Origin of the sequence: Arthrobacter sp. A5, from assembly GCF_051131705.1 — a bacterium.
In the GTDB taxonomy this organism is placed as follows: domain Bacteria; phylum Actinomycetota; class Actinomycetes; order Actinomycetales; family Micrococcaceae; genus Arthrobacter_M.
In genome coordinates this window covers 3899520-3922948 of sequence record NZ_CP180316.1, presented here as the reverse complement: position 1 = coordinate 3922948, position 23429 = coordinate 3899520, and the positions used below count along the sequence as shown (strand labels likewise).

23 protein-coding genes are annotated in these 23429 nt (G+C 65.5%); 12 read left to right on the top strand and 11 right to left on the bottom strand.

What is annotated here, in order from left to right; all coding sequences use genetic code 11:
* Positions 1 to 45: 45 nt before the first annotated feature.
* Positions 46 to 483, top strand: a complete 438-nt coding sequence (locus tag ACLLJI_RS18605) for a pyrimidine dimer DNA glycosylase/endonuclease V (protein ID WP_434615443.1) — start codon at positions 46 to 48, stop codon at positions 481 to 483.
* 101 nt (positions 484 to 584) lie between these two features.
* Here ACLLJI_RS18605 and ACLLJI_RS18600 read toward each other — a convergent pair whose 3' ends face one another.
* Positions 585 to 995, bottom strand: coding sequence for a PLD nuclease N-terminal domain-containing protein (locus ACLLJI_RS18600; RefSeq protein ID WP_283558979.1), 411 nt, complete (start codon positions 993 to 995; stop codon positions 585 to 587).
* Between the two features lie 73 nt (positions 996 to 1068).
* Between ACLLJI_RS18600 and ACLLJI_RS18595 the strand changes: the two genes are divergently transcribed.
* Positions 1069 to 1506, top strand: a complete 438-nt coding sequence (locus tag ACLLJI_RS18595) for a DUF4229 domain-containing protein (protein WP_434615440.1) — start codon at positions 1069 to 1071, stop codon at positions 1504 to 1506.
* Positions 1507 to 1518: 12 nt separating this feature from the next.
* Here the strand turns inward: ACLLJI_RS18595 and ACLLJI_RS18590 are convergent, their stop codons facing one another.
* The 4 genes from ACLLJI_RS18590 to ACLLJI_RS18575 all read right to left on the bottom strand — a co-directional run bounded on the left by ACLLJI_RS18590 (position 1519) and on the right by ACLLJI_RS18575 (position 5155).
* Positions 1519 to 2400 (bottom strand): 1,4-dihydroxy-2-naphthoate polyprenyltransferase, encoded by an 882-nt coding sequence (locus tag ACLLJI_RS18590; protein WP_283558978.1) that lies wholly within the window; start codon positions 2398 to 2400, stop codon positions 1519 to 1521.
* Positions 2401 to 2530: 130 nt separating this feature from the next.
* A complete protein-coding gene (gene menE / locus ACLLJI_RS18585) occupies positions 2531 to 3754 on the bottom strand; it encodes an o-succinylbenzoate--CoA ligase (protein WP_434615436.1) in 1224 nt (407 codons plus the stop codon).
* Positions 3755 to 3765: 11 nt separating this feature from the next.
* Positions 3766 to 4749, bottom strand: a complete 984-nt coding sequence (locus tag ACLLJI_RS18580; protein ID WP_434615433.1) for a 1,4-dihydroxy-2-naphthoyl-CoA synthase — start codon at positions 4747 to 4749, stop codon at positions 3766 to 3768.
* 106 nt (positions 4750 to 4855) lie between these two features.
* Positions 4856 to 5155: a VOC family protein gene (locus tag ACLLJI_RS18575; RefSeq protein ID WP_434615430.1), complete on the bottom strand. Its 300-nt coding sequence runs from the start codon at positions 5153 to 5155 to the stop codon at positions 4856 to 4858.
* A 271-nt stretch (positions 5156 to 5426) separates the two neighbouring features.
* Here ACLLJI_RS18575 and ACLLJI_RS18570 point away from each other — a divergent pair, with 271 nt between their 5' ends.
* From ACLLJI_RS18570 to ACLLJI_RS18545, 6 genes are all read left to right on the top strand, one after another.
* Positions 5427 to 7079, top strand: a complete 1653-nt coding sequence (locus tag ACLLJI_RS18570) for an ABC-F family ATP-binding cassette domain-containing protein (RefSeq protein WP_434615427.1) — start codon at positions 5427 to 5429, stop codon at positions 7077 to 7079.
* Between the two features lie 234 nt (positions 7080 to 7313).
* On the top strand, positions 7314 to 9581 hold the full coding sequence (locus tag ACLLJI_RS18565) for a putative transposase (protein ID WP_434615424.1): 2268 nt from the start codon (positions 7314 to 7316) through the stop codon (positions 9579 to 9581).
* Positions 9582 to 9787: 206 nt separating this feature from the next.
* The gene (locus ACLLJI_RS18560) at positions 9788 to 11182 is read left to right on the top strand and encodes an amino acid permease (RefSeq protein WP_434621658.1); all 1395 of its coding nucleotides are present in this window, start codon (positions 9788 to 9790) and stop codon (positions 11180 to 11182) included.
* Between the two features lie 151 nt (positions 11183 to 11333).
* Positions 11334 to 12536: an acetyl-CoA C-acyltransferase gene (locus ACLLJI_RS18555; RefSeq protein ID WP_283558974.1), complete on the top strand. Its 1203-nt coding sequence runs from the start codon at positions 11334 to 11336 to the stop codon at positions 12534 to 12536.
* On the top strand, positions 12536 to 13372 hold the full coding sequence (locus ACLLJI_RS18550) for an enoyl-CoA hydratase/isomerase family protein (RefSeq protein ID WP_434615420.1): 837 nt from the start codon (positions 12536 to 12538) through the stop codon (positions 13370 to 13372). Before ACLLJI_RS18555 ends, ACLLJI_RS18550 begins: the two co-directional genes overlap by 1 nt.
* A complete protein-coding gene (locus tag ACLLJI_RS18545; protein WP_434615417.1) occupies positions 13369 to 14250 on the top strand; it encodes a 3-hydroxyacyl-CoA dehydrogenase family protein in 882 nt (293 codons plus the stop codon). The genes ACLLJI_RS18550 and ACLLJI_RS18545 overlap by 4 nt, the downstream gene beginning before the upstream one ends.
* On the opposite strand, the gene ACLLJI_RS18540 is transcribed toward ACLLJI_RS18545, so the two are convergent.
* Positions 14251 to 14658, bottom strand: coding sequence for a type II toxin-antitoxin system VapC family toxin (locus ACLLJI_RS18540; protein ID WP_434615414.1), 408 nt, complete (start codon positions 14656 to 14658; stop codon positions 14251 to 14253).
* A complete protein-coding gene (locus ACLLJI_RS18535) occupies positions 14655 to 14936 on the bottom strand; it encodes a type II toxin-antitoxin system Phd/YefM family antitoxin (protein WP_434615411.1) in 282 nt (93 codons plus the stop codon). Before ACLLJI_RS18535 ends, ACLLJI_RS18540 begins: the two co-directional genes overlap by 4 nt.
* A gap of 98 nt (positions 14937 to 15034) precedes the next feature.
* On the opposite strand from ACLLJI_RS18535, the gene ACLLJI_RS18530 reads away from it, so the two are divergent.
* On the top strand, positions 15035 to 15628 hold the full coding sequence (locus ACLLJI_RS18530) for a GNAT family N-acetyltransferase (RefSeq protein WP_283558969.1): 594 nt from the start codon (positions 15035 to 15037) through the stop codon (positions 15626 to 15628).
* 76 nt (positions 15629 to 15704) lie between these two features.
* Here ACLLJI_RS18530 and ACLLJI_RS18525 read toward each other — a convergent pair whose 3' ends face one another.
* Together ACLLJI_RS18525 and ACLLJI_RS18520 are read right to left on the bottom strand one after the other, a co-directional pair.
* On the bottom strand, positions 15705 to 16193 hold the full coding sequence (locus ACLLJI_RS18525; RefSeq protein ID WP_434615407.1) for a DUF2269 family protein: 489 nt from the start codon (positions 16191 to 16193) through the stop codon (positions 15705 to 15707).
* 245 nt (positions 16194 to 16438) lie between these two features.
* Positions 16439 to 16801 carry a hotdog fold thioesterase gene (locus tag ACLLJI_RS18520; protein WP_283559071.1) on the bottom strand — a complete coding sequence of 121 codons (363 nt, stop codon included), beginning with the start codon at positions 16799 to 16801 and terminating at the stop codon, positions 16439 to 16441.
* A 299-nt stretch (positions 16802 to 17100) separates the two neighbouring features.
* Here ACLLJI_RS18520 and paaZ point away from each other — a divergent pair, with 299 nt between their 5' ends.
* Complete coding sequence (gene paaZ / locus ACLLJI_RS18515) at positions 17101 to 19242, top strand: phenylacetic acid degradation bifunctional protein PaaZ (RefSeq protein ID WP_434615404.1); 2142 nt, start codon at positions 17101 to 17103, stop codon at positions 19240 to 19242.
* Here paaZ and ACLLJI_RS18510 read toward each other — a convergent pair.
* Positions 19225 to 19560 (bottom strand): hypothetical protein, encoded by a 336-nt coding sequence (locus ACLLJI_RS18510; RefSeq protein ID WP_434615401.1) that lies wholly within the window; start codon positions 19558 to 19560, stop codon positions 19225 to 19227. The genes paaZ and ACLLJI_RS18510 overlap by 18 nt on opposite strands.
* 4 nt (positions 19561 to 19564) lie before the next feature.
* Positions 19565 to 19897, bottom strand: coding sequence for a nucleotidyltransferase domain-containing protein (locus tag ACLLJI_RS18505; protein WP_434615398.1), 333 nt, complete (start codon positions 19895 to 19897; stop codon positions 19565 to 19567).
* Between the two features lie 472 nt (positions 19898 to 20369).
* Between ACLLJI_RS18505 and ACLLJI_RS18500 the strand changes: the two genes are divergently transcribed.
* Both ACLLJI_RS18500 and ACLLJI_RS18495 read left to right on the top strand, forming a co-directional pair.
* The gene (locus ACLLJI_RS18500; protein WP_283558965.1) at positions 20370 to 22082 is read left to right on the top strand and encodes a class I adenylate-forming enzyme family protein; all 1713 of its coding nucleotides are present in this window, start codon (positions 20370 to 20372) and stop codon (positions 22080 to 22082) included.
* Positions 22079 to 23341, top strand: a complete 1263-nt coding sequence (locus ACLLJI_RS18495; RefSeq protein WP_434615394.1) for a beta-ketoacyl-[acyl-carrier-protein] synthase family protein — start codon at positions 22079 to 22081, stop codon at positions 23339 to 23341. The genes ACLLJI_RS18500 and ACLLJI_RS18495 overlap by 4 nt, the downstream gene beginning before the upstream one ends.
* Positions 23342 to 23429 lie beyond the last annotated feature (88 nt).

Genomic DNA, 23429 nt, shown 5'->3' with positions numbered 1-23429 from the left:
GGCACCTTGCTGCCCTCCGCGGCTGAATGGGACGGCTGAAACAATATGCGGCTCTGGTCCCTTCACCCGCGGTATTTCGACCGCCAAGCGCTCACCGCGTGCTGGCGGGAGGCGTTGCTGGCGCAATCAGTGCTCGCGAACCCAGGCCGCGGTTACCGTAACCATCCGCAACTTGAACGATTCATGGCTCAGTCCGACCCGATCGGGGCGATCGGGATCTATCTCAGCGCCATTGCAGAGGAAGCGGATGCGCGCGGCTACCGCTTTAACACCGGAAAAATCAGCGCACGGCCGGAGTTGGATGCGCTGATTCCCGTCACATCCGGCCAGTTGGCCTACGAATGGTTGCACCTGTTGACGAAGCTTGGCACGCGAAGTCCGCAAGTAGCGAGGCGCTGGGCCGACGAGGTCGCCCCGGAGGCGCATCCGCTCTTCAGCGTAACTCAAGGCCCTATAGCTTCCTGGGAACGGGTGCGGGCCTGAATTGCCGCGCAATGATCACTTGACGGTGATGATGGGAGTAGGCCGTGGGCCGCAATTGCTCGCAGGTATTCAAGGGGAGGTGAACGCTCTCGCTGTTTCGTCTAGGACGTCGAGCCCGGCTTGTCCTGACGGTTCGTGCCGTCCTGCGCGGCGTCGTCGTCGCCCGGTTTTTTGTCCGGCAGCTTTGCCTGGCGGGCTTCCAGTTCCTCTTTGAGCTTGCGCAGGCGCTCTGCCTCGGCCCTGTGCCGGCGGGCCGTCTCGAGGTTACGCAGAAAATCCGGGTCGTCGTCCGGGGCCATGGACTGTCTGGGGTAGGCGCTGGGCTGCGGGGTGTAGCTGGGGCGTCCAAAGATAAGCCACATTGCCACCCCGATGAGCGGCAGCAGCACAATCACCAGCACCCAGGCGGCTTTGGGGAGGCTGCGCACATCGGCGGAATCGCTTCGGATACAGTCGATCAGCCCATAGATGAGGAAGGCCAGAGGAAGAATGACCAAAAGTAGCCGGACCATGATTCATTCTAACGTCTGGCGGCGTCCTAAGGCTCCCGGCGAAATGTCCAGCTTGAGCGTCTAAACTCGGAGTGTGGCTTTTTTCAAGTACTTCCTGATTCGTGCGGGCGTTTTTGTGCCGCTGTTCGTGTTGTTCCTGCTGCTGGGCATGGCCCCGATCTTGGCCGGGATATTCGCGGTGCTGATCGCGTTCTGCATCAGCTACCTCTTGTTCCGTCGGCAGCGCGAGGCCGCCGCGGAGCAATTGCGCACGCGTTTTTCCGGCAACGCCAAACCGATCCGCAGCGCCACGGAGCTGATGGATGCCAATGCCGAGGATGCCCTGGTCGATGCCCACCCCGATGTCACGATTGAGTCTGACGACCGCAGGAACGTCGGGGCCGAGGGGCCGACAAGGAAGACCGGCGCCGGGGGTCCGACCAGGAACGAAGGGGCCGGTCCCATCGCGGCGAAGAGCAGCCCGGCGCCAGGTACACCCGGGGAGATCCCGCGCGAGTTTCTGGGGCCCTGAGCAGTCCGGGCGTTACCAGCCCTTGGACAGCACCAGACCGGCGGCGAACAGAATGCTGTAGCCCAGATTGATTAGTCCGGTTTGTTTGAGTACCGGGATCAGGCTCTTGCGTTTCTTGCCCTTGAGCATCAGCCAGCTGGGCATCAGGCAGGCGGGAATCAGCAGCAGCACCAGCAGGATCCAGGGTTTCTGCGGAACGATGACCAGGCCCAGCAGCAGCGCCACGGCCAGCATCAGCACGTAGCTCCACCGGGCGTTACGGTCCCCAAGACGCACGGCCAGGGTCCGTTTACCGACCTGGGCGTCGGTGGGGATGTCCCGGACGTTGTTGGCCATCAGTAGCGCGACGGCGATCAGCCCGGTTCCGACGGCTCCGACGACGGCGGCAGGACTGAGGGCGCCGGCCTGCGTGTACGTGGTGCCCAGAGTCGCGACGAGGCCGAAGAAGACAAACACGAAGACGTCTCCCAGTCCCAGATAGCCGTAGGGATTCTTCCCGCCGGTGTAGCCCCACGCGGCCAGCACGCAGCCCGCGCCGATCAGCAGCAGCCACCAGGTCTGCGACAGGATGACTAGCGCCAGCCCGGCCAGCATGGCCAGCCCGAAGGCAGCAAAGGCTGCCGCTTTTACCTGGGCCGGCGTCGCGGCCCCCGAACCAACCAGCCGCAGCGGCCCCACCCGGACATCGTCCGTCCCGCGGATGCCGTCGGAATAATCGTTGGCAAAGTTCACGCCGATCTGCAGCAGCAGCGCCACGCACGCCGCCAGCACCGCGTTCACCGGGCGCAAGGCGCCCAGATCGTAGGCGGCGGCCGTGCCGATAATCACCGGCGCAATGGCCATCGGCAACGTGCGCAGCCGGGCCCCTTCGATCCATTGACCGGCAGTGGCCACGATGGTACTCCTCATTCTCGGTGAAATGTTTGGTGTTGTTCCCGGTGCGTTGCCCGGCCGGATGACCGGCCCGGTGTTGCTCCCGGTGTCCCTTGGGACGCTACTTATGCGCTGCATCTTCCGTCCGGGCCTATTGTGGCGGAAGCCGCGGGGCCGTCGAACCGTGGCCGGTTCCACCCGCTGCAAGCCGTGTGATCAGCTCCTGCCGGTCGGGTTTTCCGGTGGCCAGCATCGGCAGCTCGGCGATCAACAGTACGGTTTTCGGCACAGCGTAGGGTTCCAGCACGGCGGCGGCGCCGGCCTGCAGTTCCTCCACGGTACAGGTCCCGACGACGGCGGCGCCGACACGCTGCCCCCAGTCGTGATCGGGGAGGCCGGCAACAAAGACGTCCCGGACGCCGGGCAGGAGGCGGAGCCGCTCCGCCACCAAATGCGCGGACACCTTGATGCCGCCGGTGATGATGACGTCGTCGACGCGCCCGCGCACCAGCAGCCTTCCGTCCGCGGTCAATTCACCCTCGTCGTCGGTGCGGTACCACCGAAGGGCCGGCGCATCGCCCGCGGCAGGCGGCGCCTCTGCCCCCGGCTCGCTGCCCGGCCTCCCCGTGTGGAAACTCTGCCCGGTCAGCCCGGGAGCGTCCAGGTAGCCGGAGGCAACGACGTCGCCGCCCAGCCAGATCCGACCGTCCCGGACGGCCACCTGCACGCCCTCCAGCGGGGCGCCGTCGTACACGCAGCCACCGCAGGTTTCACTCATGCCGTACGTCGTGACCACTTTGATGCCGGCGTCGCGCGAGGACTGCAGCAGGTCCGCCGTGACGGGGGAGCCGCCGAGCAGGATCGCATCGAAACGGCGTAGGACCGTCAACGTTTCCGGCGCCGGGTCAGTCAGCAGCCGGTGCAGCTGGGTCGGGACCAGCGAGGTGTAGCGGTTACGGTCCGTCATTTCCTGCGCCGCCGCGGTGAAGGCCTCGGCGCTGAACCCGCCGGAGAGATCCATGACCCAGGGCCGGGTGCCGGCGAAGAGCGAGCGGACCAGCACCTGGATCCCGGCGACGTAGTGGACCGGGAGGGCCAGCAGCCACTGACCCTCCCCTCCCAGCGCAACGGCCGTTCCCATCGAGGACGCGGCCAGTGCATGCACGCCGAGCATCGTACGCTTGGGCCGGCCAGTGGAGCCGGAGGTGGAAACCACGACGGCGATCCCGTCGTCGTCGCCGAAGGCGGACCGCGCGTCCGGCAGGAGATTAATGATCGGAAGCCACTGGGGAAAGGCAGCGGGCTGCAGCTGCACGGCAGGTCCTTCACCGGATAGGGCCGCCGCCAGCGCGCTGAGAACGGGATCGATATCCATGCTGCAGTGCCTTAGAAGTAGTAGGGAAAACGTGACCAGTCCGGCTCGCGCTTCGCCAGGAAGGCTTCCTTGCCTTCCACGGCCTCATCGGTCATATAGGCCAACCGGGTCGCCTCGCCGGCGAAGACCTGCTGCCCGGCCAGCCCGTCGTCGGCCAGATTGAAGGCAAACTTCAGCATCCGGAGGGCCTGCGGCGACTGCCGGGCGATGTCCGCGGCATATTCCAGCGCCACCTGCTCCAGCCGCTCGTGCTCAACAACCTCGTTGACCGCGCCCATCCTGTACATATCTTCTGCGGAATATTCGCGGGCCAGGAAAAAGATCTCCCGGGCGGCTTTCTGGCCGATCTGCCGGGCGAGCAGCGCCGAGCCGTAACCGGCGTCGAAGCTGCCCACGGTCGCATCCGTCTGCTTGAATTTGCCGTGCTCGCGGGAGGCGATGGACAGATCCGCCACCACGTGCAGCGAGTGGCCGCCGCCCGCCGCCCAGCCGTTGACGACGGCCATGATCACCTTGGGCATGGTGCGCATCAGCCGCTGGACCTCCAGAATATGGAGCCGGCCTGCCCGGGCGGGGTCGATGGTTTCCTGGGTCTGGCCCTCCGCATAGCGGTAGCCGTCCCGGCCCCGGATGCGCTGATCGCCGCCGGAACAAAATGAATGGCCGCCGTCCTTGGGGGAGGGGCCGTTGCCGGTCAGCAGCACCGTGGCCACGTCGGGGGTCATCCGCGCGTGGTCGAGCGCACGGTAGAGATCGTCCACGGTTGAAGGCCGGAAGGCATTGCGCACCTCCGGACGGTTGAACGCGATCCGGACGGTGGGTAAGTCACGCGCGGGCGCGCCGGCACCCGCGTCCGGGCCGGCCGCCCGTTTCACCTGTCGGTGGTAGGTCACATCCGCTAGGCCTTCAAAGCCGGCGACCAGGCGCCATTGCTGCGGGTCGAAAATGTCGGAGACTTTTGCGGGCAATTCCAGGGCGGGATCTACTGTACTCACGGATCGAGTTTAGGCCGGATTCTCCCGCACCCCGGTCTTTTCCACGGCCGGCGCCCTGAGACTCGGGCCGCAGCGCGTGCGGCGGGTGCAACCGGCGAGGCAATGATCACGAGATGCAGAACTCGTTGCCCTCCGGATCGGCCATGGTGTGCCAGGCATAGGGACCCTGACTGGCCGTCCAAAGGTGTACGGCGCCGCGGGCCTCAAGCCCCGCGCGGACCTCATCCTTATCCGCCCCAGCCAGATTGATGTCCCAGTGCACCCTGTTTTTGCCGGTTTTATCCTCCGGCCGGGCTGGAACAAAATGCGGCGCCCGCCGGTGAGCCCCAGTTCCCCCCGCCGGGCAGACCGCCGCGCCGGCCCGCCGGACCAGGGCGCCGTGTGGATCATGGTGTCCTCTTCGCATGCGTGTCCCTGGTCGATCATCGAGCGGATGAAGGCTTCGTCCGAGGGCTCCACAGTCCAGCCCAGGGTCTCTGCCCACCAATCTGCCTGCGCGTGCGCGTCGATGGCGTCCCGATCTTGACGCGCAGTGACCCTGTGCCGCACGCTTGAAACATGAAGAAGTAACGCGATTTCATGCCCGTGCCGGTGATGCGCCGTCCCGCGAGTGTTTTAGGCACCCTGCGGCGAGCGGTTTCCAGCGGCAGACATTGGCGAAACCGCAAGGACTTCAGATGACCCACCCCTTTGATCAACAGCCCGGTAACGTCACGCTGTGGGACGTCTCGCACGGTTATGGAGACAAACTCCTGCTGGCCCACGTTGACCTGATCATCGACGACGGCGCGCACATCGGAATTGTCGGCGAGAACGGCGCCGGTAAATCAACGCTGCTGCGGCTGATTGCGGGCCTGGAGAAGCCCGACGGGGGAAACGTCACCGTTGGTGCGGAGGTCGGCTACCTGGCGCAGACCCTACCCGTCGTCGCCGGATCCACGGTGGCCGGCGCCATCGACAAGGCGCTGTCCGGGCTTCGGGCGATGGAGGCACGGCTTCGAGGCCTCGAAAATGCCATGGCGGTGGCCTGCACCGAAGAACTCGACAGTTACGGCGCTTTACTGGGGCAGTTCGAGCTGCGCGGCGGATACCAAGCGGACGCCCGGGTGGACTCCGCCATGAATCACCTCGGCCTGGCTGGAATCGGCAGGGACCGGCTGCTGGAGTCATTGTCCGGCGGCGAGCAGGAACGGCTGGCACTGGCCTGCCTGCTGGCGGACCCGCCGCCTATTCTGCTCCTGGACGAACCCACCAACCATTTGGATACCGAAGCCGTCGAATGGCTGGAGGCGCAGCTGGCGGGGCACCGTGGAACCGTGATCGCGGTGTCCCATGACCGGACGTTCCTGACCCGGGTTGCCGCCACGGTGATCGAGGTGGACGGCGACAGGCGCGAGGTACGCCGCTACGGCAACGGGTACGTGGGCTACGTGGCGGAAAAGGCCGCGGAGCGGCGGCGCTGGGAGCAGGAATACCAGCAGTGGATTGATGCCATGACCGCCGAGCGGCTGCAGGCCGACACGGTTGCACAGAAGATGGGTTACGGCCGGCGCCGCGACGGGGACAAAATGGGGTTCGACTTTAAGGCCGGCACTTGGCAGCAGGCTGCGGCCAGCAAGGTCCGCAATGCCCAGGAACGGCTTCGCCGGCTCGAAGAGAACGCCGTAGCGCGGCCACCGGAGCCGTTAACGCTGGCGGCGGGCCTCGGCGGCGGTCACGATCCTGTGGGTGAGGTCCTGACCGCCGTTGGCATCGCCGTGCCGGGCCGCCTCGATGTGAGCCGGTTCACCGCCCAGGCGGGGGAAAAGCTGCTCATCACCGGTCCCGATGGTGCCGGGAAGACCACATTGCTTGACGTGCTCGCCGGAGTCCAGAAGCCCGAACGCGGTACCGTGGTGCGGCGCGGCGCCCTCGGCTACCTGCCGCAGGAGCTGGCACCTCCGCAGAACCCCCGGCGCCGGCTGCTGCCCGCATTTGCCGCCGGCCTGGCCGGGGACATCGATGTGCACGCCGACCGGCTGCTGCGGCTTGGTCTGTTCCGGAGCCGGGATTTATACGTCCCGGTGGGCTCGCTGTCCGTGGGCCAGTACAGGCGGTTGGCTCTGGCCCGGCTGCTGGTGGGCTGTTACGACGTGATCCTCTTCGATGAACCGACCAACCATCTGGCACCGGTTCTGGTGGGTGAGCTGGAGGAGGTGTTTGCCGCCTACCGAGGCACATTGGTGATGGTCAGCCACGACCGCTCGCTGCGTCGCTGGTTTATGGGGCTCGACGGCGGCACGGTGCTGCATATGGAACGAGGGGCGTTAAGCGCCATGGACAGCAACTGACAGGACCAATGAATACGACGCGTGGAGCACCGGACCTCGGTGGCGATGGACCAGGCTGCCCGGCGCCGGAAGGGACGCCGGTCACAGCGCAGGCCTCAGGACTCTGGACATAGGGCGTGACTGTCGCGATGGCTTCCGTGTGATTCCGGTGTTTTTGTTGAGTGGTCGGCTGTTAATTTTCCCTCAGACGCGATAGAATCTAAGCAAGATAATCGGCGGCTTCGGGAGGGGTGGATGATGGGCGTGATGACATCTCAACTGCCCCTTCCGATGGCCATGGACGCCAGTGCCGTCCCGATTGGTCTGGCGGTGTCGCTGGTCGAGGATGAGACGGGTGGCAGGGCTTTTGTTCATGGGGAACTCTCTTACGCCTGGGATGTCGGGGACACCGCGACGCGCCGGTTCACGGCGGCGAAACTGGCGGACATTAAGGCCGCGTCGGTGGCGGAGATTTCTGCCGCTTTCGGTGTGGATCCGGGCACGTTGTGGCGCTGGCGCCAGGTCCTGGCCATGGATGGGGTGTTGGGTCTGGCCCCGGAAAAGCCGGGCCCGAGGGGGCCCAGCCGGCTGACGGAATCCATGATGTCCGAGATCCGCGCCTTGCGCTCCACCGGCCTGCCACTGCGCGCAGTCGGTGCGAAAGTGGGTGTCTCCGAATTCACCGTCCGGCGGACATTGGCCATGGAAACCGCCGCACAGGAACCGGCCACTGCGCACCCGTCCCGGCAGGACCCGGAAGCCGGTCCCGTCATCACCGAACCGGCGGAAGGGCTGCCGGTTCTGCCGGCTGCGGCGGACCGGTCCGGGGAACGGGCCTGGGCCCGGACCGGGCTGCTGGAATGCGCGGCCCCGGCGTTCGCCCCGGCGGCCCGGGTGCCGTTGGCCGGGCTGTTCCTGGCCCTGCCCGCCCTGGTGAACACCGGATTGCTGGAGTGTGCGAAGGATGTCTTCGGGGCGTTGCCGAACGGGTTTTACGGTCTGGACACCATCCTCACCGGGGCGGTGTTTCAGGCCCTGGCCGGGGAACCCCGGGCCGAGGGGATAACCCGGATCGACCCGGTCGCGATGGGACGGGTGCTGGGTCTGGACCGGGCGCCGGAAGTGAAAACCCTCCGCCGCAAAACCGCGGCCCTGGCCGGGACCGGCAGGGCCGGGGAACTGCTGACCGCGATGGCAACCAGACACCTGAACGGCAGCGGTGACGAGGAGGGCGGGGGTCTGGCCGCGGTGCTCTACGTTGACGGGCATGTCCGCGCCTATCAGGGCACGAGGAAGATCGGGAAGGTCCATTCCACGAGGTTGAAGTTCCCGGTCCCGGCGACCGAGGAGACCTGGGTCGCCGACGGACACGGGTCCCCGGTGCTGGTGGTCATGGCCGAACCCGGGGCCGCGCTGACCGGGGAACTGCGCCGGCTCCTGCCGACCCTGCGATTGATTATCGGCGATGACCGCAGGGTGCTGGTCGGTTTCGACCGGGGCGGCTGGTCCCCGGCCCTGTTCCAACACATGAGTTCAGCAGGTTTTGATGTGCTGACCTGGCGCAAGGGCACCACCGGGGACATCGACGACTCCCTCTTCAGCGAGGTCACGCACACCGATGAACACGGACAAACCCGGTCCTGGGCCGCGGCCGACATCCGGGTCGAGGTGCCTGTCGGAACTACCGGGGAAGTGTTGTCGATGCGCCAGATCAGCCGCAAGGTCAAGGTCCCGGCAGGCGGGTTACGGCAGATCCACATCCTCACCACCGACACAGACCTCGCTACCGGGGAAGCGATTTACCGTATGGGTGCCAGGTGGCGGCAGGAGAACTACTTCCGCTACGCCAGGATCCGCTTCGCCCTGGATTCCCACGACGCCTACACCAGTACCGATGATGATCCGGAACGGTCGGTGCCGAACCCGGCCAAACGCAAGGCCTACCAGAACGTACTTACCGCCAAAACCCGGTACGGGAAGGCCCTCGCCGACACCGATGCCGCGTTGCTGGCGGCCCGGACCCCGGCGCCGGGAACGGCCACGGTCCTGATCACCAATGCCGGGCACAACGCGATCACCGCGGACCTTTTCACCGCCCAAACCGTCTTCGAGGAGGCGCAGGCGGTGCATAAGGAGATCCCGGCCCGGGTACCCCTTGGTGACATCGCCCCGGGCCAGCAGGTCCTGGACACCGAGACGAAACTGCTCACCCACGCGATCCGGATGGCCGCGTTCAACACCGCGTCCACCCTGGCCAGGGAGATCCGCACCAACACCGGCTACGCCCGCGCCGACGACGAAGCCCACGCCCTGATCCGGCAGGCTCTCACGACCAGCGGCGACATCGACCCCGGCCGGGACGGCTACCTCACCATCCGCCTCGACCCCCTCCCCACCAAACGGGCCACGGCCGCGATCGCCGAACTCTGCGACCACCTCACCAGCACCGAAACCCGTTACCCAGGCACGGACCGGATCCTGCGATTCGAGACAAAGAAACGCGAAACGTCGCTCAGCGATTAAAGCGCTAGGTCAGGAGTCCTGGGCCTTCGCTCGGCTAAACTGTTACCTGCTTCGTGCACTGTTCCAGCGGTTGTCAGCCGTTGGTGAGACGTTCGTCCGGTGCGGCCCGCGGAAGCATTGTGATCTGAACTGAAGGAATTTGTGTGTCCAATAAGTTAGCCGAAGAAAATCCGTTAACAGCAGTCAAAGGCGATGGCCCGGGGGGAATAACGTCGGAGGGGTACGCCCGGACCCTGTCCCGGCGGCACGTGACCATGATAGCCATGGGCGGTGCCATTGGGGTCGGGCTGTTTATGGGTGCCGGTGGCCGGCTGGCTTCCACCGGGCCCGCGCTGATATTCTCCTACGCCATCGCCGGTGTCATTGCCTACCTGCTGATGCGCGCGCTGGGTGAACTGATCATGTACCGGCAGACGTCCGGTTCCTTCGTCTCGTACGCGGGGGAGCTTTTCGGTAAGAAGGGTGCCTACCTTTCCGGCTGGATGTACTTCATTAACTGGGCCATGACAGGGATCGCCGAGCTGATTGCGATCGGCCTGTACTTCCAGTTCTTCTTCCCGCACGTTCCGGTGGAGCTCAGCGCCCTGTGCGCTCTGGTGCTGCTGGTGGCCGTCAACCTGCTCAGCGTCAAGGCCTTTGGCGAGTTTGAGTTCTGGGCCTCCTGCCTGAAGGTCGCCGCCATCGTGTTGTTCCTGATCGCCGGCACCCTGATGGTGGTCACCAACGCCCAGGTGGGTGACTCGCACGCGTCGATGAACAACCTGTTCTACGACGACGGCGGCATGTTCCCCAAGGGTGCCATGGTGATGATCCTGGTCCTGAACGCCGTGATTTTTGCCTACAACGCCATCGAGCTCGTGGGTATCACGGCCGGTGAGATGCAGAATCCCGAACGCGAGGTGCCCAAGGCGATCCGAGCCGTCGTCGTTCGTATCGTTGTCTTTTACGTCGGTTCGGTGACGCTGCTTGCCATGCTGATGCCCTCGGATCATTACAAAACCGGGGAGAGCCCCTTCGTGACCGTTTTCAGCACCATGGGTCTCGGCTGGGTGGGCTCCGTGATGAACATCGTGGTGATCACGGCCGCGCTCTCCTCCTGTAACTCCGGGTTGTATTCGATCGGCCGGGTTTTCCGCACTATGGCCAATAATGGGCACGCTCCCCAGTGGCTGACAAAAATGTCCTCGCGGCACGTACCGTACGCTGCCATCCTGAGCATCGCAGGTGTATATCTGGTGGGAATTTTGCTGAACATCTGGCTGGGCGGCTCGCACGCATTTGACTTGGCGCTGAATACGGCGTCCATCGGAGTCATCTTCACTTGGGCGTCCATCTTTGCCTGCCAGATCATGCTGCGGAAAAAGAAGGGGCGGATTTCGAGTCTGCCGATGCCCGGCGCGCCCTGGACCAGCTGGATCGGGCTGCTGGCGCTGCTGGCCATCACTATACTGATCGGGTTTGACACGATGACCAGCAAAGACGGTGACGTTTTCCTGCTCGGGTTGTGGACCTTGGCCACCATTCCGTTCTTCGCGGTGGTGCTGTGGCTCGGCTGGCAGTTTGTGAAAAAGAACGAGCCCCGAAACGCCCTGTTCACCTAACCGACCTCTTGCACCTAAACCTTCGGTGCACCTGCGGTGGAGCGCTGGTTGACCGGGACGCCGCCGTCGTGATTTATTTATAGAACGAGCGGTCGGTAATTTTCCGGCCATGAACGACGGCGTTCCGGCCCCTTGCGTGAAGGAAGTTCTGATGACCCATGCTTTTGACGGACCTCAGGCATTCCTGGTCGATGGAGTGCGCACACCCGTGGGCCGGTACGGTGGAGCCCTCGCCGGCGTCCGGCCGGACGACCTCGCGGCGCTGACTCTCAGCTCCCTCGTTTCCCGGACCGGAATGGATCCGGCGGGTATCGACGAAGTAATTCTCGGGTGCGCCAATCAGGCCGGCGAGGACAACCGCAATGTCGCACGGATGAGCACCCTGCTGGCGGGGCTGCCCGACGACATTCCGGGCATCACCGTGAACCGGCTGTGTGCCTCCGGCATGTCGGCGATCATCATGGCCTCGCAGATGATCAAGTCCGGCGCCGCTGACGTGGTGATAGCCGGCGGGGTGGAATCCATGAGCCGGGCACCGTGGGTCATGGCTAAACCGGAGAAGGCTTTCGCCAAGCCCGGCGAACTGGCGGACACCTCCATCGGGTGGCGCTTCGCCAACCAGGCGTTCACGGCACGCGACAAGGCGACCTACTCGATGCCGCAGACGGCCGAGGAAGTGGCTGAGCTGGACGGCATCAGCCGCGGGGACGCGGACGCGTTCGCGTTGTCTTCGCACCAGAAGGCCCTCGCCGCCATTGACGCCGGCCGTTTCGCGGCGGAGATAGTCCCGGTGCAGACGGCGAAGGCGCCCGTGGATACGGATGAGGGTCCACGCCGGGAAACCACTGCGGATGCGCTGGCCAAGCTGCGCTCCATTGTCAAACCCGACGGCATCGTCACCGCCGGCAATTCCTCTTCGGTCAACGACGGCGCCTCCGCGGTGATGGTGGCCAGTGAAGCGGCGCTGAAGCGCTTCGGCCTGACACCGCGGGCCCGGGTGCTGGACGGCGTTTCCGCGGGGTTGGCTCCGGAGATCATGGGTCTGGGCCCCGTTCCGGCCACCCGGAAGCTGCTGGCGCGCACCGGGATCGCGCTGGAGACTATCGGGGCGGTGGAACTCAACGAGGCGTTCGCCACGCAGTCGCTGGCCTGTATTCGCCGGCTTGGCCTGGACCCGGAGATCGTCAACCGGGACGGCGGCGCCATCGCGCTGGGCCATCCGCTGGGTTCCTCCGGCTCCCGGATCGTCATCACGCTGCTGGGCCGGATGGAACGCGAAGGTGCGGAAACCGGGCTTGCCACCATGTGTGTCGGCGTCGGTCAGGGCACCGCCCTGATGGTGCAGGCGCTCTGATGCCGGATAGCCCCGGGCCGGCGCAGCCTTCCGTAGACGCGTACCGGACGCTGTTGGTTGAGGAGCGCCCGGACCGGCTGCTGGTCCAGCTGAACCGACCGCAGGCGCGAAATGCGATCAACCAGGAAATGGTGGACGAGTTGCACGCCGTCTGCGCGCTTCTGGAGGCCACGCCGAAAATCCTGATCCTTTCCGGCGGCACGGGTTCCGGCGATGCTGGCTCTGGTGCGGCTGGCTCCGGTCCGGCCGTGTTTGCCTCCGGCGCGGACATCGCCGAGCTGCGCGAACGCCGCCGCGCGGATGCGCTGCAGGGCATCAATATCAAGCTGTTCATGCGGATTGCGGCCCTGAAAATGCCCGTGATCGCAGCCCTGGACGGCTACACCCTGGGCGGCGGCGCGGAACTGGCCTATGCCGCCGACTTCAGGATCGGCACCCCCTCGGTGAAGATCGGCAATCCGGAGACCGGGCTGGGTATTCTCGCCGCGGCCGGTGCCAGCTGGCGGCTGCGCGAGCTGATAGGCGAGCCGGTGGCGAAGGAAGTCCTGCTGGCCGGCCGCGTGCTCAACGCCCAGGAGGCGCTGGCTCTGCACCTGATTACCGAGCTGCACGAACCCGAGGCCCTGATGGACGCGGCCAATGCACTGGCGGATCGGATTGCCGCACAGGATCAGCTGGCCGTGCAGTTCACCAAGGCCCTTTTCCATGTTCCGGAGGGGATGCATCCGCAGGCGGATATGGACGCACAGTCCGTACTTTTTGAATCGCCCGCTAAGTTCGAACGGATGCAGGCCTTCCTGGACAGGAACAAGGACAAGAAAAGGAACAAAAAATGAGCGACCCGGCCCGCAAGTTCCCTGACGATCCCTTCCCCGACCGTGTTGGGGTGCTCGGCGGCGGCCGGATGGGGGCCGGCATTGCGCATGCCTTCGCCGTGGCCGGTGCCGCCGTCGTGGTGGTGGAGCGAGACGACGACGCCGCCGCCGCCGCGCACGACCGTGTCACCGAAGCGTTGGCCAAAAGTGTGGCACGCGGGACGACGGCGGAACCGCTGGCCACGCTGACCTCACGGCTCAGCGTCGCTACCGATTATGCCGCCTTCGCCGGCTGTGCCCTCGTGGTGGAGGCGGTGCCGGAGGATTTTGCCCTCAAGAGTGCCGCCCTGACGTCTGTGGAGGAGAAGCTGGACCCGGCCGCGTGGCTTGCCACCAATACGTCGTCCCTGTCCATCGGCGCCCTCGCGGAGCAATTGAAACGTCCCGAGCGTTTCTGCGGACTGCATTTCTTCAATCCGGTTCCGGCGTCGCTGCTGGTGGAAATCGTGCTGGCCGAGCACACCTCGGCCGAGCTGGAATCTGCGGCCCGCGGCTGGGTCGACGCGCTGGGCAAGACGCCCGTCGTCGTCCGGGACGCACCCGGCTTCGCCTCCTCGCGGCTGGGCGTTGCCATTGCGCTGGAAGCCATGCGGATGGTGGAAGAGGGGGTGGCTTCCCCCGAGGACATTGATGCGGCCATGGTGCTGGGCTACAAGCATCCGGTGGGGCCGCTGCGGACCACCGACATCGTCGGGCTCGACGTCAGACTCTCAATTGCAGAGTATCTCCACTCGACTCTGGGGGAGCGGTTTGCGCCTCCGCAGATCCTGCGTGACAAGGTGGCCCGCGGCGAACTGGGGCGCAAGTCCGGCAGCGGCTTCTTTGACTGGAAAGGCTAGCTACCGAAGCGGCTCGTCGGCGGCTCCGGGGCTGGCAACGGATAAGCCGTACAGCCGGGCGGATTCCGTCATGCGTTTGTCGTAGGTCACCAGCAGCGAAGCTTCGGTCAGCAGGGCCGTGGATATGTGAATTGCGTCGAGGGTCCGCAGGCTTGCTGGTTCTGCGGCGGCAGCCCTGGCCAGAACTGACGGTGTCAAGGCCAGGGTACCGAAAGCTTCAGCAACCTCGAAGGCACGCATTTGTGCGGCGGCTCCGATCCGCATGGCGGCACGGTGGATCTCGACGATGCCTAACGCAGAGGTGGCGTGCATTTCATGGCTGTTGTCCAGCAGGAACTGTTGGAAGCTTGAAGTTTCGGCTTCGGTACGTATCAACTTCACAAGCGCTGAGGTGTCGAAATAGATCACAAGCGGTCCGCGGACAGATCGTCCAGTATTTCTTTGCTGGAGGGGGTCCCTGGTGGTGCTTCGATGGGTTGAATCTCCCAGGCCCTGCCCGTGCCAGGTTTCAGCGCACCGCTGTCGATCAGGCGCTGTTCGAAGCGGAGGTCCACAGCCGCGGGAACCAGCGTTGCCTGGAGCTTTCCATGGGACGTGATGCTCACCGGCTCGCCCGTTCGCAGCGCCTCCGCCAGGATGGCTGACGCGTTTTGCCGTAATTCCCTGATACCCACCGACTTACCCATGTAGCTAAAGTAGCACAAATTGTGCTACGTGAAATGGGGTGGCCCGATCAGGGGACTTGGTCAGCTTCCTGCGGTGTCTGCCCGTCTAAACTGGGCCCATGATGGAGATACAACCGCTCACCCTGACCGGACCTCTGGTTACCCTGGAACCCCTGTCCATGGAACACCACGACGGGCTGGTTGCCGCCGCGCAGGACGGCGAATTATGGAAGCTTTGGTACACCTCGGTGCCGCGGCAGGAGGGCATGCGCGCGGAGATTGAGCGGCGGCTGGACCTGCAGGCCAGCGGCCAGATGATCCCGTTTACGGCGCGGCGGACCGCTGATGGCCGGATCATTGGCATGACCACGTATATGAACATTGACCGGGCCAACAGGCGCCTGGAGATCGGCTCCACCTGGAACGCCGCCGGTGCGCAGCGGACGGGCACCAACGCGGCGTCCAAGCTGCTGCTGCTGACCCATGCCTTCGAGGTCCTGGGCTGCATCGCCGTGGAATTCCGCACGCACTGGATGAATCAGCAGTCGCGGGGAGCCATCTCCCGCCTTGGCGCCAAACAGGACGGCGTGCTGCGCAATCATCAGCGGCTTGCGGACGGGTCGCTGCGGGACACTGTCGTGTTTTCCATCCTTGATTCCGAATGGCCCATGGTGAAAAACGGCCTGGAGTTTCGGCTGGCCAGAAAGCGCTAACGGGCGGTGCGCCGTCGTCGTCGGCACTACCAGTCGGGCGCCGTCGTTGTTCGTCCTTCGGCGGCTGTAGGGGAGTTTAGGGCTTCCAGACCATAAGCACAACGACGAGCACCAGCAGCAGCGTCACGAGTCCCGACGATGCCGCAATCTGCGGGTATCCGGCCCGGGCGCCGGCTGGTTCCCCTGCCCCCAAAGCGGTCCCGCCGGCCGAAGCGGCCCCGGCGCCGGAAGTGACGTCAACGCCCGCGGCGGCCTTGCGCATGGCTGGTACGACGATGAACAGGTTCAGTGCCAGTGCCACGACGTACGCGACGATCGAGATCAGGACCCAGCCGGTGGTGATCGAAAGGTGGTATTTGGGATCGCTCATGCCGAGCACGCCGAAGCCGAAGACCACCACCAGCAGTGACAGGAGGCTTAATACATTGGTCGATTTAGCCAGCGCGGCGACGTCGCTGTTTCGGCCCCGGCGGAGCATTCCCATGGCGGTCATCGGCAAAATGGCCATGGGGCCGATCAGGAATACCGCGGCGACCACGTGCAATATGTTCAGAACTGTTTCCATATTTTCGAGTCTAGCCTTCGGATTTTCCTCGTCATCAACCGTTTGGTGGATCACGGGGTCCAATGTTTGGTGCACTGACCTGCCGCTGCTGATTTTTGCCCCTGCATGCCTATCCGGTAGCTCAGCCAGTGTGCGGATTTCGGCTGGTCCTGATTTTCCGAGCACTGCCGGACAGCCGTTGGAGTTTGACCACATTCAGCCACCACGTACGCCCGGCAAGGCCCATCATCGGGTAATCGGCGCTGTTACCCCGCGGGGTTCGGCCGGTCCAGAATCAGGTTGGTGATCCGCAGCGTGCACAATCGGCGTTCCTGCTCGTCGTAGAGGATCACTTCGTGGCTGGTGGTGGTGCGGCCAAGATGGATTGCCGTGGCGATGCCGGTCACCAGTCCGCTGCGGGCAGAACGATGGTGGGTGGCCGAAACGTCCACGCCGACGGCGGTCCGGCCGGTGGTGCTGGCATGGATGACGGCGGCCCAGGAGCCAATTGCCTCGCCGAAGGCCAAGGACGCGCCACCGTGCAGCAACCCGAAGGACTGGCGGTTTCCCTCCACCGGCATCGTGGCCACGACACGTTCGGCGGATTGCTCGGAGATGACCACGCCCATCTTTTGATCCAACTCGCCCAGCACGATCTGCCACGGCACGATCTGCCCTGCCGGCACCGAAACTGCCGGATCCGAGACTGCCGGCACCGAGACTGCCGGATCCGACGCCATCTGTCGCGCCGGTGCCGAGGCAATGGGGTCAGCTTCGGGGGTGTGCTCTTTCATGGGCGGGTCTCCTAGAACGTGTGGCTGGACCGACAATAATGTAGTCTGGGCTTATTACTGAACGCCCGGTCAGTATATCTCCTCCGGGTGGTGGCAGACCCAAACCGGAAGTGCTTCGAAAGGAACCGTCGACGATGACAGCCCCAGCCCTTGGCCTCACGGCAGAAACCGTGGAAACAGTCCCGAGCTACGTCCGCGATGCATGGTGGACACCCGATGTACCCGACGGCGAGGACGCGGCCACGGCAGGGCGGCGCACTCCCATCCGTGACGCCAGCACCGGCGAAGTGATGGCGGCGGTGAGCGCGGACGGGCTGGACCTGGCCGCCGTCGTCGCGCATGGCCGGACCGTGGGCCAGCGGGAACTGGGGAAACTGACCTTTCACCAACGCGCCCTGAAGCTTAAGGAACTGGCGCAGTACCTCAGCGGCCGCCGCGAAGAGCTTTACGCGATCTCCGCCTGCAGCGGCGCCACCTTGAGCGATTCGAAGGTGGACATCGACGGCGGCATCGGCGTTCTCTTCACCTTCGGTTCCAAGGGCAGGCGCGAACTGCCCAACTCCCAGGTGGTCATCGACGGGCCCGCCGAGGCGCTGTCCCGCGACGGCTCGTTCGTCGGTGAGCATATCTACACGCGCATTCCGGGCGTGGCGGTGCAGATCAACGCCTTCAATTTCCCCGTCTGGGGCATGCTGGAGAAGCTGGCTCCGGCGTTCATTGCGGGCGTGCCGAGCATCGTCAAACCCGCCACTCCCACCGGGTACGTGGCCGCCGCTATGGTGCGGCTGATCATCGGCTCCGGGATTCTTCCGGCCGGGTCGCTGCAGCTGATCTCCGGTTCCGCCCGGAACCTGCTCGATGAACTCGATTACCGCGACCTGGTGGCCTTCACCGGATCCGCCGGGACCGCTAAAACGCTCAAGAGCCACCCGAATGTGGTGTCCGGCGGGGTGCGCTTCACCTCTGAGACCGATTCATTGAACGCCGCCATTCTGGGCCCGGATGTCGTTCCTGGCAGTGCAGAGTTCGCGGCTTATATTGCATCCGTGGTGACCGAGATGACGTCCAAAGCCGGACAGAAATGCACCAGCATCCGGCGCGCGATAGTGCCCGAGACGGTGCGCCGGGACGTCGTGGACGCGATCGGCGCCGCGCTCCGAAAGCGTGTCGTCGTTGGCGATCCACGGGCCGACGGCGTCACGATGGGCGCGCTTACATCTTTGGACCAGCTCGCCGAGGTCCGCTCCGCCGTCGAGACCATGATCGCTGCCGGTGGCACGCTGGCCTACGGCAACCTGGCCGCACCCGCGGTCATCCACGCGGATGGCAGCGTCGGTCCATCTGCGGACGGCGCTTTTATGTCCCCGGTGCTGCTGGACTGGGATAACGCGCAGGCACCGGAGGTGCACTCACTGGAGGCCTTTGGTCCGGTCGCCTCGGTGGTCGGATATGAATCGGCGAATGGGGACGTCAGCGAGGCCATCCGGCTGGCCGCGCTGGGCGGCGGCTCCCTGGTCGCAACCGTCTGCACCAATGATCCGGCCGTGGCGCAGGAGTTGGTAACCGGGATCGCGGCCCACCACGGCCGGGTGCTGCTGCTGAACAGGGAGGATGCCCGCAGTTCCACCGGGCATGGCTCCCCGGTGCCACATCTGGTCCACGGCGGACCGGGACGGGCCGGTGGGGGTGAGGAACTGGGCGGCGTCCGCTCGGTCTACCACCACATGCAGCGCACCGCCGTGCAGGGATCGCCCAATATGCTGACCGCCATCACAGGGGTCTGGCACACCGGTGCTGACCGGAACTTCGGAGCAGGTGACGCAGCCGGCGAGCATCCGTTCCGCAAGTCACTCTCCGAACTGCGGATCGGTGATGCCTTCGCCTCCAGGCTCCGTCAGGTCTCCCTCAAGGACATCACAGCGTTCGCCAACACCACCGGGGACACCTTCTACGCCCACACCAATCAGGAAGCGGCCGCGGCCAACCCGTTCTTCCCCGGCATCGTGGCACACGGCTACCTGCTGCTGTCCTGGGCCGCGGGCCTGTTCGTGGATCCCGAACCGGGACCCGTGCTGGCGAACTACGGACTGGAGAACCTGAGGTTCATCACCCCGGTGGCCGCAGGGGACTCCTTCCGCGTCACGCTTACGGCCAAGCAGATCACCCCGCGCGAAACGGACGAGTACGGCGAGGTCCGCTGGGATGCGATCCTGCACAACCAGAACGACGAGATTGTGGCGACCTATGACGTGCTGACCCTAGTGGCGAAGGAATAGCCCGGGAGCCGCAGGCAGACTCGGCGGGTCGAGCTGGGCGCGGACAGCTTCATGGATCGTCGTATGGGCGCCGAGGCCTTTGGCCCGCAATCCTTGGTTGGCGAGGACCGCCGCCATGGACTTGCGCGCTGCGTCGTAGGCCATTTGGAAGGCGCCGGCAGTGTCTCGGCCGGCCACTTGCCGTGCCGATTCAAGGTGGGCCCGCGCAGCGCTCAGCATCTGGTCGGCAAGCTCGCGGCTGGCCGTGATACGCTCCAGCTGGCCCTTGTTCAGCAAATTATCGACGACGTCCCGGCCCTGGTTCCAGCGGATAACCATGACTTTATGCCCCCAGGGAGAGTTTGATCATTGGTCGTGATTTCACAGTACGTTCAAACGGGCCCTGGGCTGCTTCCCAGGCTTCGCGTGTTACGCGGTGGATGTTTACCTCGCGGGCGAGCCGGTTGCCGGCTTCCGCAGCGACATCGCCTAGGGCACTGCGCGAGGCGGAACCGATGACCAGGACATCGACATCATTCGGGGGAGGGCCCGGGGTTCCGGTGCGACGGGCCGCCCAGGAACCGTAGATGTACGCAGCCTCGATGCCGTCCACCTCGGCCAGCAGGTCCTCTAAGACGGGACGGGGCCCATACGTATCGGTGATGATTTCTGCCATCGGTGGGTAGAGCCGGTTCTCCGGATTGGCGCGGATGAGCCGGGTCCGTCCCGCATAGCGCGGTGTTGTAACAGACCGAACTCGGCGAGACGGCCTACTCCCCGGGGCACTGTCGCCGGAAGCGCGCCCGTTCGCCGGGCAAAGGAAAGGCGTCCGACGCCGACACAAGGCCCGGGCTGCCCTTAGGGCGCCCTTGGCGGTCCTGACGAGGTAGAAAAGGCGCTCCGTGGTAGACCGGCACTCACAAGCAATCGCAAGGCGCACGGCTATCGGTAGCGGAGTATTTCGAGCGCCACGCGGGCTGACCGGCGGCCGTGCCGGAGATACTCGGCATGCGGTTGCATCTTGCCGCTGGAGGAACGGGGCGGCCAAGGTTGTGCCGCCCGATAACCGGTGCAAGAATCACCATCAAATGCAGGCGCCCTGGCACCTCTCGTCATGACACTGCGCGGTCAGCTACCGAGGAGGCCATGTGAGTTACGACGCCAGTCGATTCCGGGAGTACTTTGAGCACGCGTTTACCTATGAAGCCGGCTTCCGCCGGAACGTGAGCCGCTACGGCAGCCAGCCGGCCATGCTCGACCCGGAGACGGACCGTTCCTGGACCTACCGGGAGCTCGACGCCGACGTCGCCCGGGCCGCCTCGGCGCTCGCAGAGCTGGGCGTGAAGCGCGGGGACCGGGTGGTCTACCAGCTCACCAACTGCCCGGAATTCGCCATCCTGTACCTGGCCACCCAGCGCCTCGGCGCCATCGGCGTGCCGATCAACTTCCGCTTGGCCCCGGGCGAGACGGCGCACATTCTCGCGGACAGCGAACCGGCAGTGTTCATCTTCGGGGCGCGGGAAGCGGCAGGAGCGCAGCAGGCCGTGGAAATTTCCGGTGTGTCGCCGGTGCTGTTGGCGGTTGGGGTGGCCGACGGCGCCGACACGGGGACCGGTGGCGTCGTCGGCTCGTTCGGGGCCGCGCTGGCCACCGCCCCCGAGCGCACACTGAGCCTCCCGGCGGATTTTTCGGTTTACGAGGAGACTACCCGGCTGTACACCTCCGGTACCACCGGCATGCCCAAGGGTGTGCCGCTGCCCTCGTTGGTGGAGGTGATGAGCGCGCACGACGTGATCATGCATTTCCCGCTGACGCCTCAGGACCGCACCCTGAACATGACGCCCTGGTTCCACCGCGGCGGCCTCTACTCGGGCGGCCCCAATCCGGTGTTTTACGCGGGCGGCTCGGTGGTCCCGCTGCGGTCCTTCAACGCGGCGACGGTGCTGGACTGGGTGGAAAAATATGAGATCACCTTCCTGATCGGAGCACCCGTCACCCTCGGCATGCTGGCGGATGAGCAGGAGCGCAGACCACGGGACCTCTCCCGGCTGCGCGGCATTGTGACCATGGGAGCACCTCTGACCCGGGCGGCCGTGCTGCGTTATCAGCGGGTGCTCACCACACGTATTTTCAACGGCTACGGCACCACGGAGGCGTTCTGGAACACCTTCCTGCGGCCGGAGGATCTGCCGTCCCATGCCGGCACCGCCGGCCGCGCCTGCACCGACGACGACGTCGCCGTCGTCCGGCTTTACGAGGACCGGTCCGCCGATCCCGACGACTTCGCCGCCCGGGACGGAGAAGAGGTGGGCGAAATAATCATGCGGTCGCCGAAATCCGGTTTTTCGTACTTCAACCTGCCGGACAAGGACGAGGAAAAGTTCCACCACGGCTGGCTGTACCCCGGGGATCTGGCCAGCTGGGACGAGGACGGGTTCATCACCATTGTGGGCCGCAAGGACGACATGATCATCTCCGGCGGGGAGAACATCCACCCGGTGCAGGTCGAAGAGGTCCTCGCCGAGCATCCCGGCGTGAGCGACGCCATCGTGGTCGGCCTTTCCGACGCGCACTGGGGACAGACCGTGGCGGCGTATGTCATTGTGCAAGGTGAGGTGTCCGTTGACGAGCTGGACCGACACTGCCGCGAGCACCCGCTGCTGTCCAATTTCAAACGGCCTCGCGCCTACCGCTTTGTGGACGAGCTGCCGCTGACGGCCACGGGAAAAAAGATGCACTACAAGGTCGCCGAAGCTGCTGTCCGGGACGCTGCGGACGGCCTGTTGTTGGTGCCCGACGGCGGTGCTGCCGCCGGCCACATGCCGGAGGCTGCGGTCGCGCGCGACGGAGCCGAAGAGTGAGTCCAATAACGTCCGGCGGGACCGCGGGGAGCCGCGTCGTCATCACCGGCATCGGGGCCCTCACCCCGGTGGGCAATACCGCGGCGCAGACCTGGACCGCGCTGACCGGCGGTGTCAGCGGGGTCGGACCGATAACCCTCTTTGACGCCTCGGAGTTCCCGACCAGGATTGCCGCTGAGGTCAAGAACTTCGAGCCCCCGGACCGGATGTCCTTTAAGGCGCGCAAACGCTCCTCCCGGACCTCGCAGCTGGCCGTGACCGCGGCGCACGAAGCGGTTGCCGATGCGGGTCTGCCCGCCGATCTTTCGGAACTGGAGGCCGCGGTCTTCATCAATTCCGCCGTCTCCGGCTTTGCCGAGATCGAGGACGCGGTCCGGACCAAGGCCGACGAGGGCCTGCGCCGGATCAGTCCGAACTTCGTTGCGGCCTCGCTGACGAATATGGCCGCCTGCGAGGTGGCCATCAGCCTAGGCGTGCACGGCCCGGTCAATGCCAGTGCACTTGCCTGCGCCAGCGGGGCCTACGCGCTGCTGGAAGCCCGGTGCGCGCTGCTGGCCGGGGACGCGGACTATGTCATTGCCGGCGGCGTGGATGCCTCAATCACCCCGGTGATGTTCGGCGGCCTCAGCGCCATGCGGGCCCTGTCAACGCACAACGAGGCTCCCACCGAGGCCTCCCGGCCCTTCGATGCTGACCGGGACGGCTTTGTCTTTGGCGAGGGTGCCGTGGTCTTTGTGCTGGAACGGTTGGAGACGGCACGCGCCCGGGGGGTCCGGGCCTATGCCGAGGTGAAGGGCGGGGCGCTGACCAGCGACGCGTTCCACACGGTGGCGCCGGAGCCCGGCGGCAAATACGCCGCCGAGGCGATCCGCCGCGGCCTGCGCAATGCTCGGCTGGAGCCGGCGGACATTGCCTATATCTGCGCGCACGGAACGTCCACGAAGGCCAATGACCGCACCGAAACGTTCGCCATCCGGCAGGCCCTTGGAGCGGCAGCGGATACCGTGGCCGTTTCCGCCCCGAAATCCATGACGGGTCATCTGATCGGCGCGGCCGGGGCCCTGGCCGGGCTGGTCTGCGCGCGGGCAATATCGGAGGGCGTGATCCCCCCGACGATCAACTACAACACGCCGGATCCCGAGTGCGATCTGGACTATGTGCCTAATGAGGCCAGGTCGGTTCGAGTCGGCAACGCGCTGACGAACGCCTTCGGATTTGGTGGGCAGAACTGCGTGGTGGTGTTCGGCCGCGCGGACTGACGGTTTCGGCCGGGCCGGCGTCACGGTTCAGGCCGTGCAGGAATCAAGGCCGTCCAGGAGTCCGGTCAACCGGTCTTTCGTCTCATGG

Bases quoted from the DNA above. Each gene is read 5' to 3' on its own strand.
- ACLLJI_RS18605 (WP_434615443.1), top strand. From the start codon at position 46: ATGCGGCTCTGGTCCCTTCACCCGCGGTATTTCGACCGCCAAGCGCTC.
- ACLLJI_RS18600 (WP_283558979.1), bottom strand. From the start codon at position 995: ATGGTCCGGCTACTTTTGGTCATTCTTCCTCTGGCCTTCCTCATCTAT.
- menE (WP_434615436.1), bottom strand. From the start codon at position 3,754: ATGGATATCGATCCCGTTCTCAGCGCGCTGGCGGCGGCCCTATCCGGT.
- ACLLJI_RS18575 (WP_434615430.1), bottom strand. From the start codon at position 5,155: ATGCGAAGAGGACACCATGATCCACACGGCGCCCTGGTCCGGCGGGCC.
- ACLLJI_RS18570 (WP_434615427.1), top strand. From the start codon at position 5,427: ATGACCCACCCCTTTGATCAACAGCCCGGTAACGTCACGCTGTGGGAC.
- ACLLJI_RS18565 (WP_434615424.1), top strand. From the start codon at position 7,314: ATGATGGGCGTGATGACATCTCAACTGCCCCTTCCGATGGCCATGGAC.
- ACLLJI_RS18555 (WP_283558974.1), top strand. From the start codon at position 11,334: ATGACCCATGCTTTTGACGGACCTCAGGCATTCCTGGTCGATGGAGTG.
- ACLLJI_RS18550 (WP_434615420.1), top strand. From the start codon at position 12,536: ATGCCGGATAGCCCCGGGCCGGCGCAGCCTTCCGTAGACGCGTACCGG.
- ACLLJI_RS18545 (WP_434615417.1), top strand. From the start codon at position 13,369: ATGAGCGACCCGGCCCGCAAGTTCCCTGACGATCCCTTCCCCGACCGT.
- ACLLJI_RS18535 (WP_434615411.1), bottom strand. From the start codon at position 14,936: ATGGGTAAGTCGGTGGGTATCAGGGAATTACGGCAAAACGCGTCAGCC.
- ACLLJI_RS18530 (WP_283558969.1), top strand. From the start codon at position 15,035: ATGATGGAGATACAACCGCTCACCCTGACCGGACCTCTGGTTACCCTG.
- ACLLJI_RS18525 (WP_434615407.1), bottom strand. From the start codon at position 16,193: ATGGAAACAGTTCTGAACATATTGCACGTGGTCGCCGCGGTATTCCTG.
- ACLLJI_RS18520 (WP_283559071.1), bottom strand. From the start codon at position 16,801: ATGGGCGTGGTCATCTCCGAGCAATCCGCCGAACGTGTCGTGGCCACG.
- paaZ (WP_434615404.1), top strand. From the start codon at position 17,101: ATGACAGCCCCAGCCCTTGGCCTCACGGCAGAAACCGTGGAAACAGTC.
- ACLLJI_RS18510 (WP_434615401.1), bottom strand. From the start codon at position 19,560: ATGGTTATCCGCTGGAACCAGGGCCGGGACGTCGTCGATAATTTGCTG.
- ACLLJI_RS18505 (WP_434615398.1), bottom strand. From the start codon at position 19,897: ATGGCAGAAATCATCACCGATACGTATGGGCCCCGTCCCGTCTTAGAG.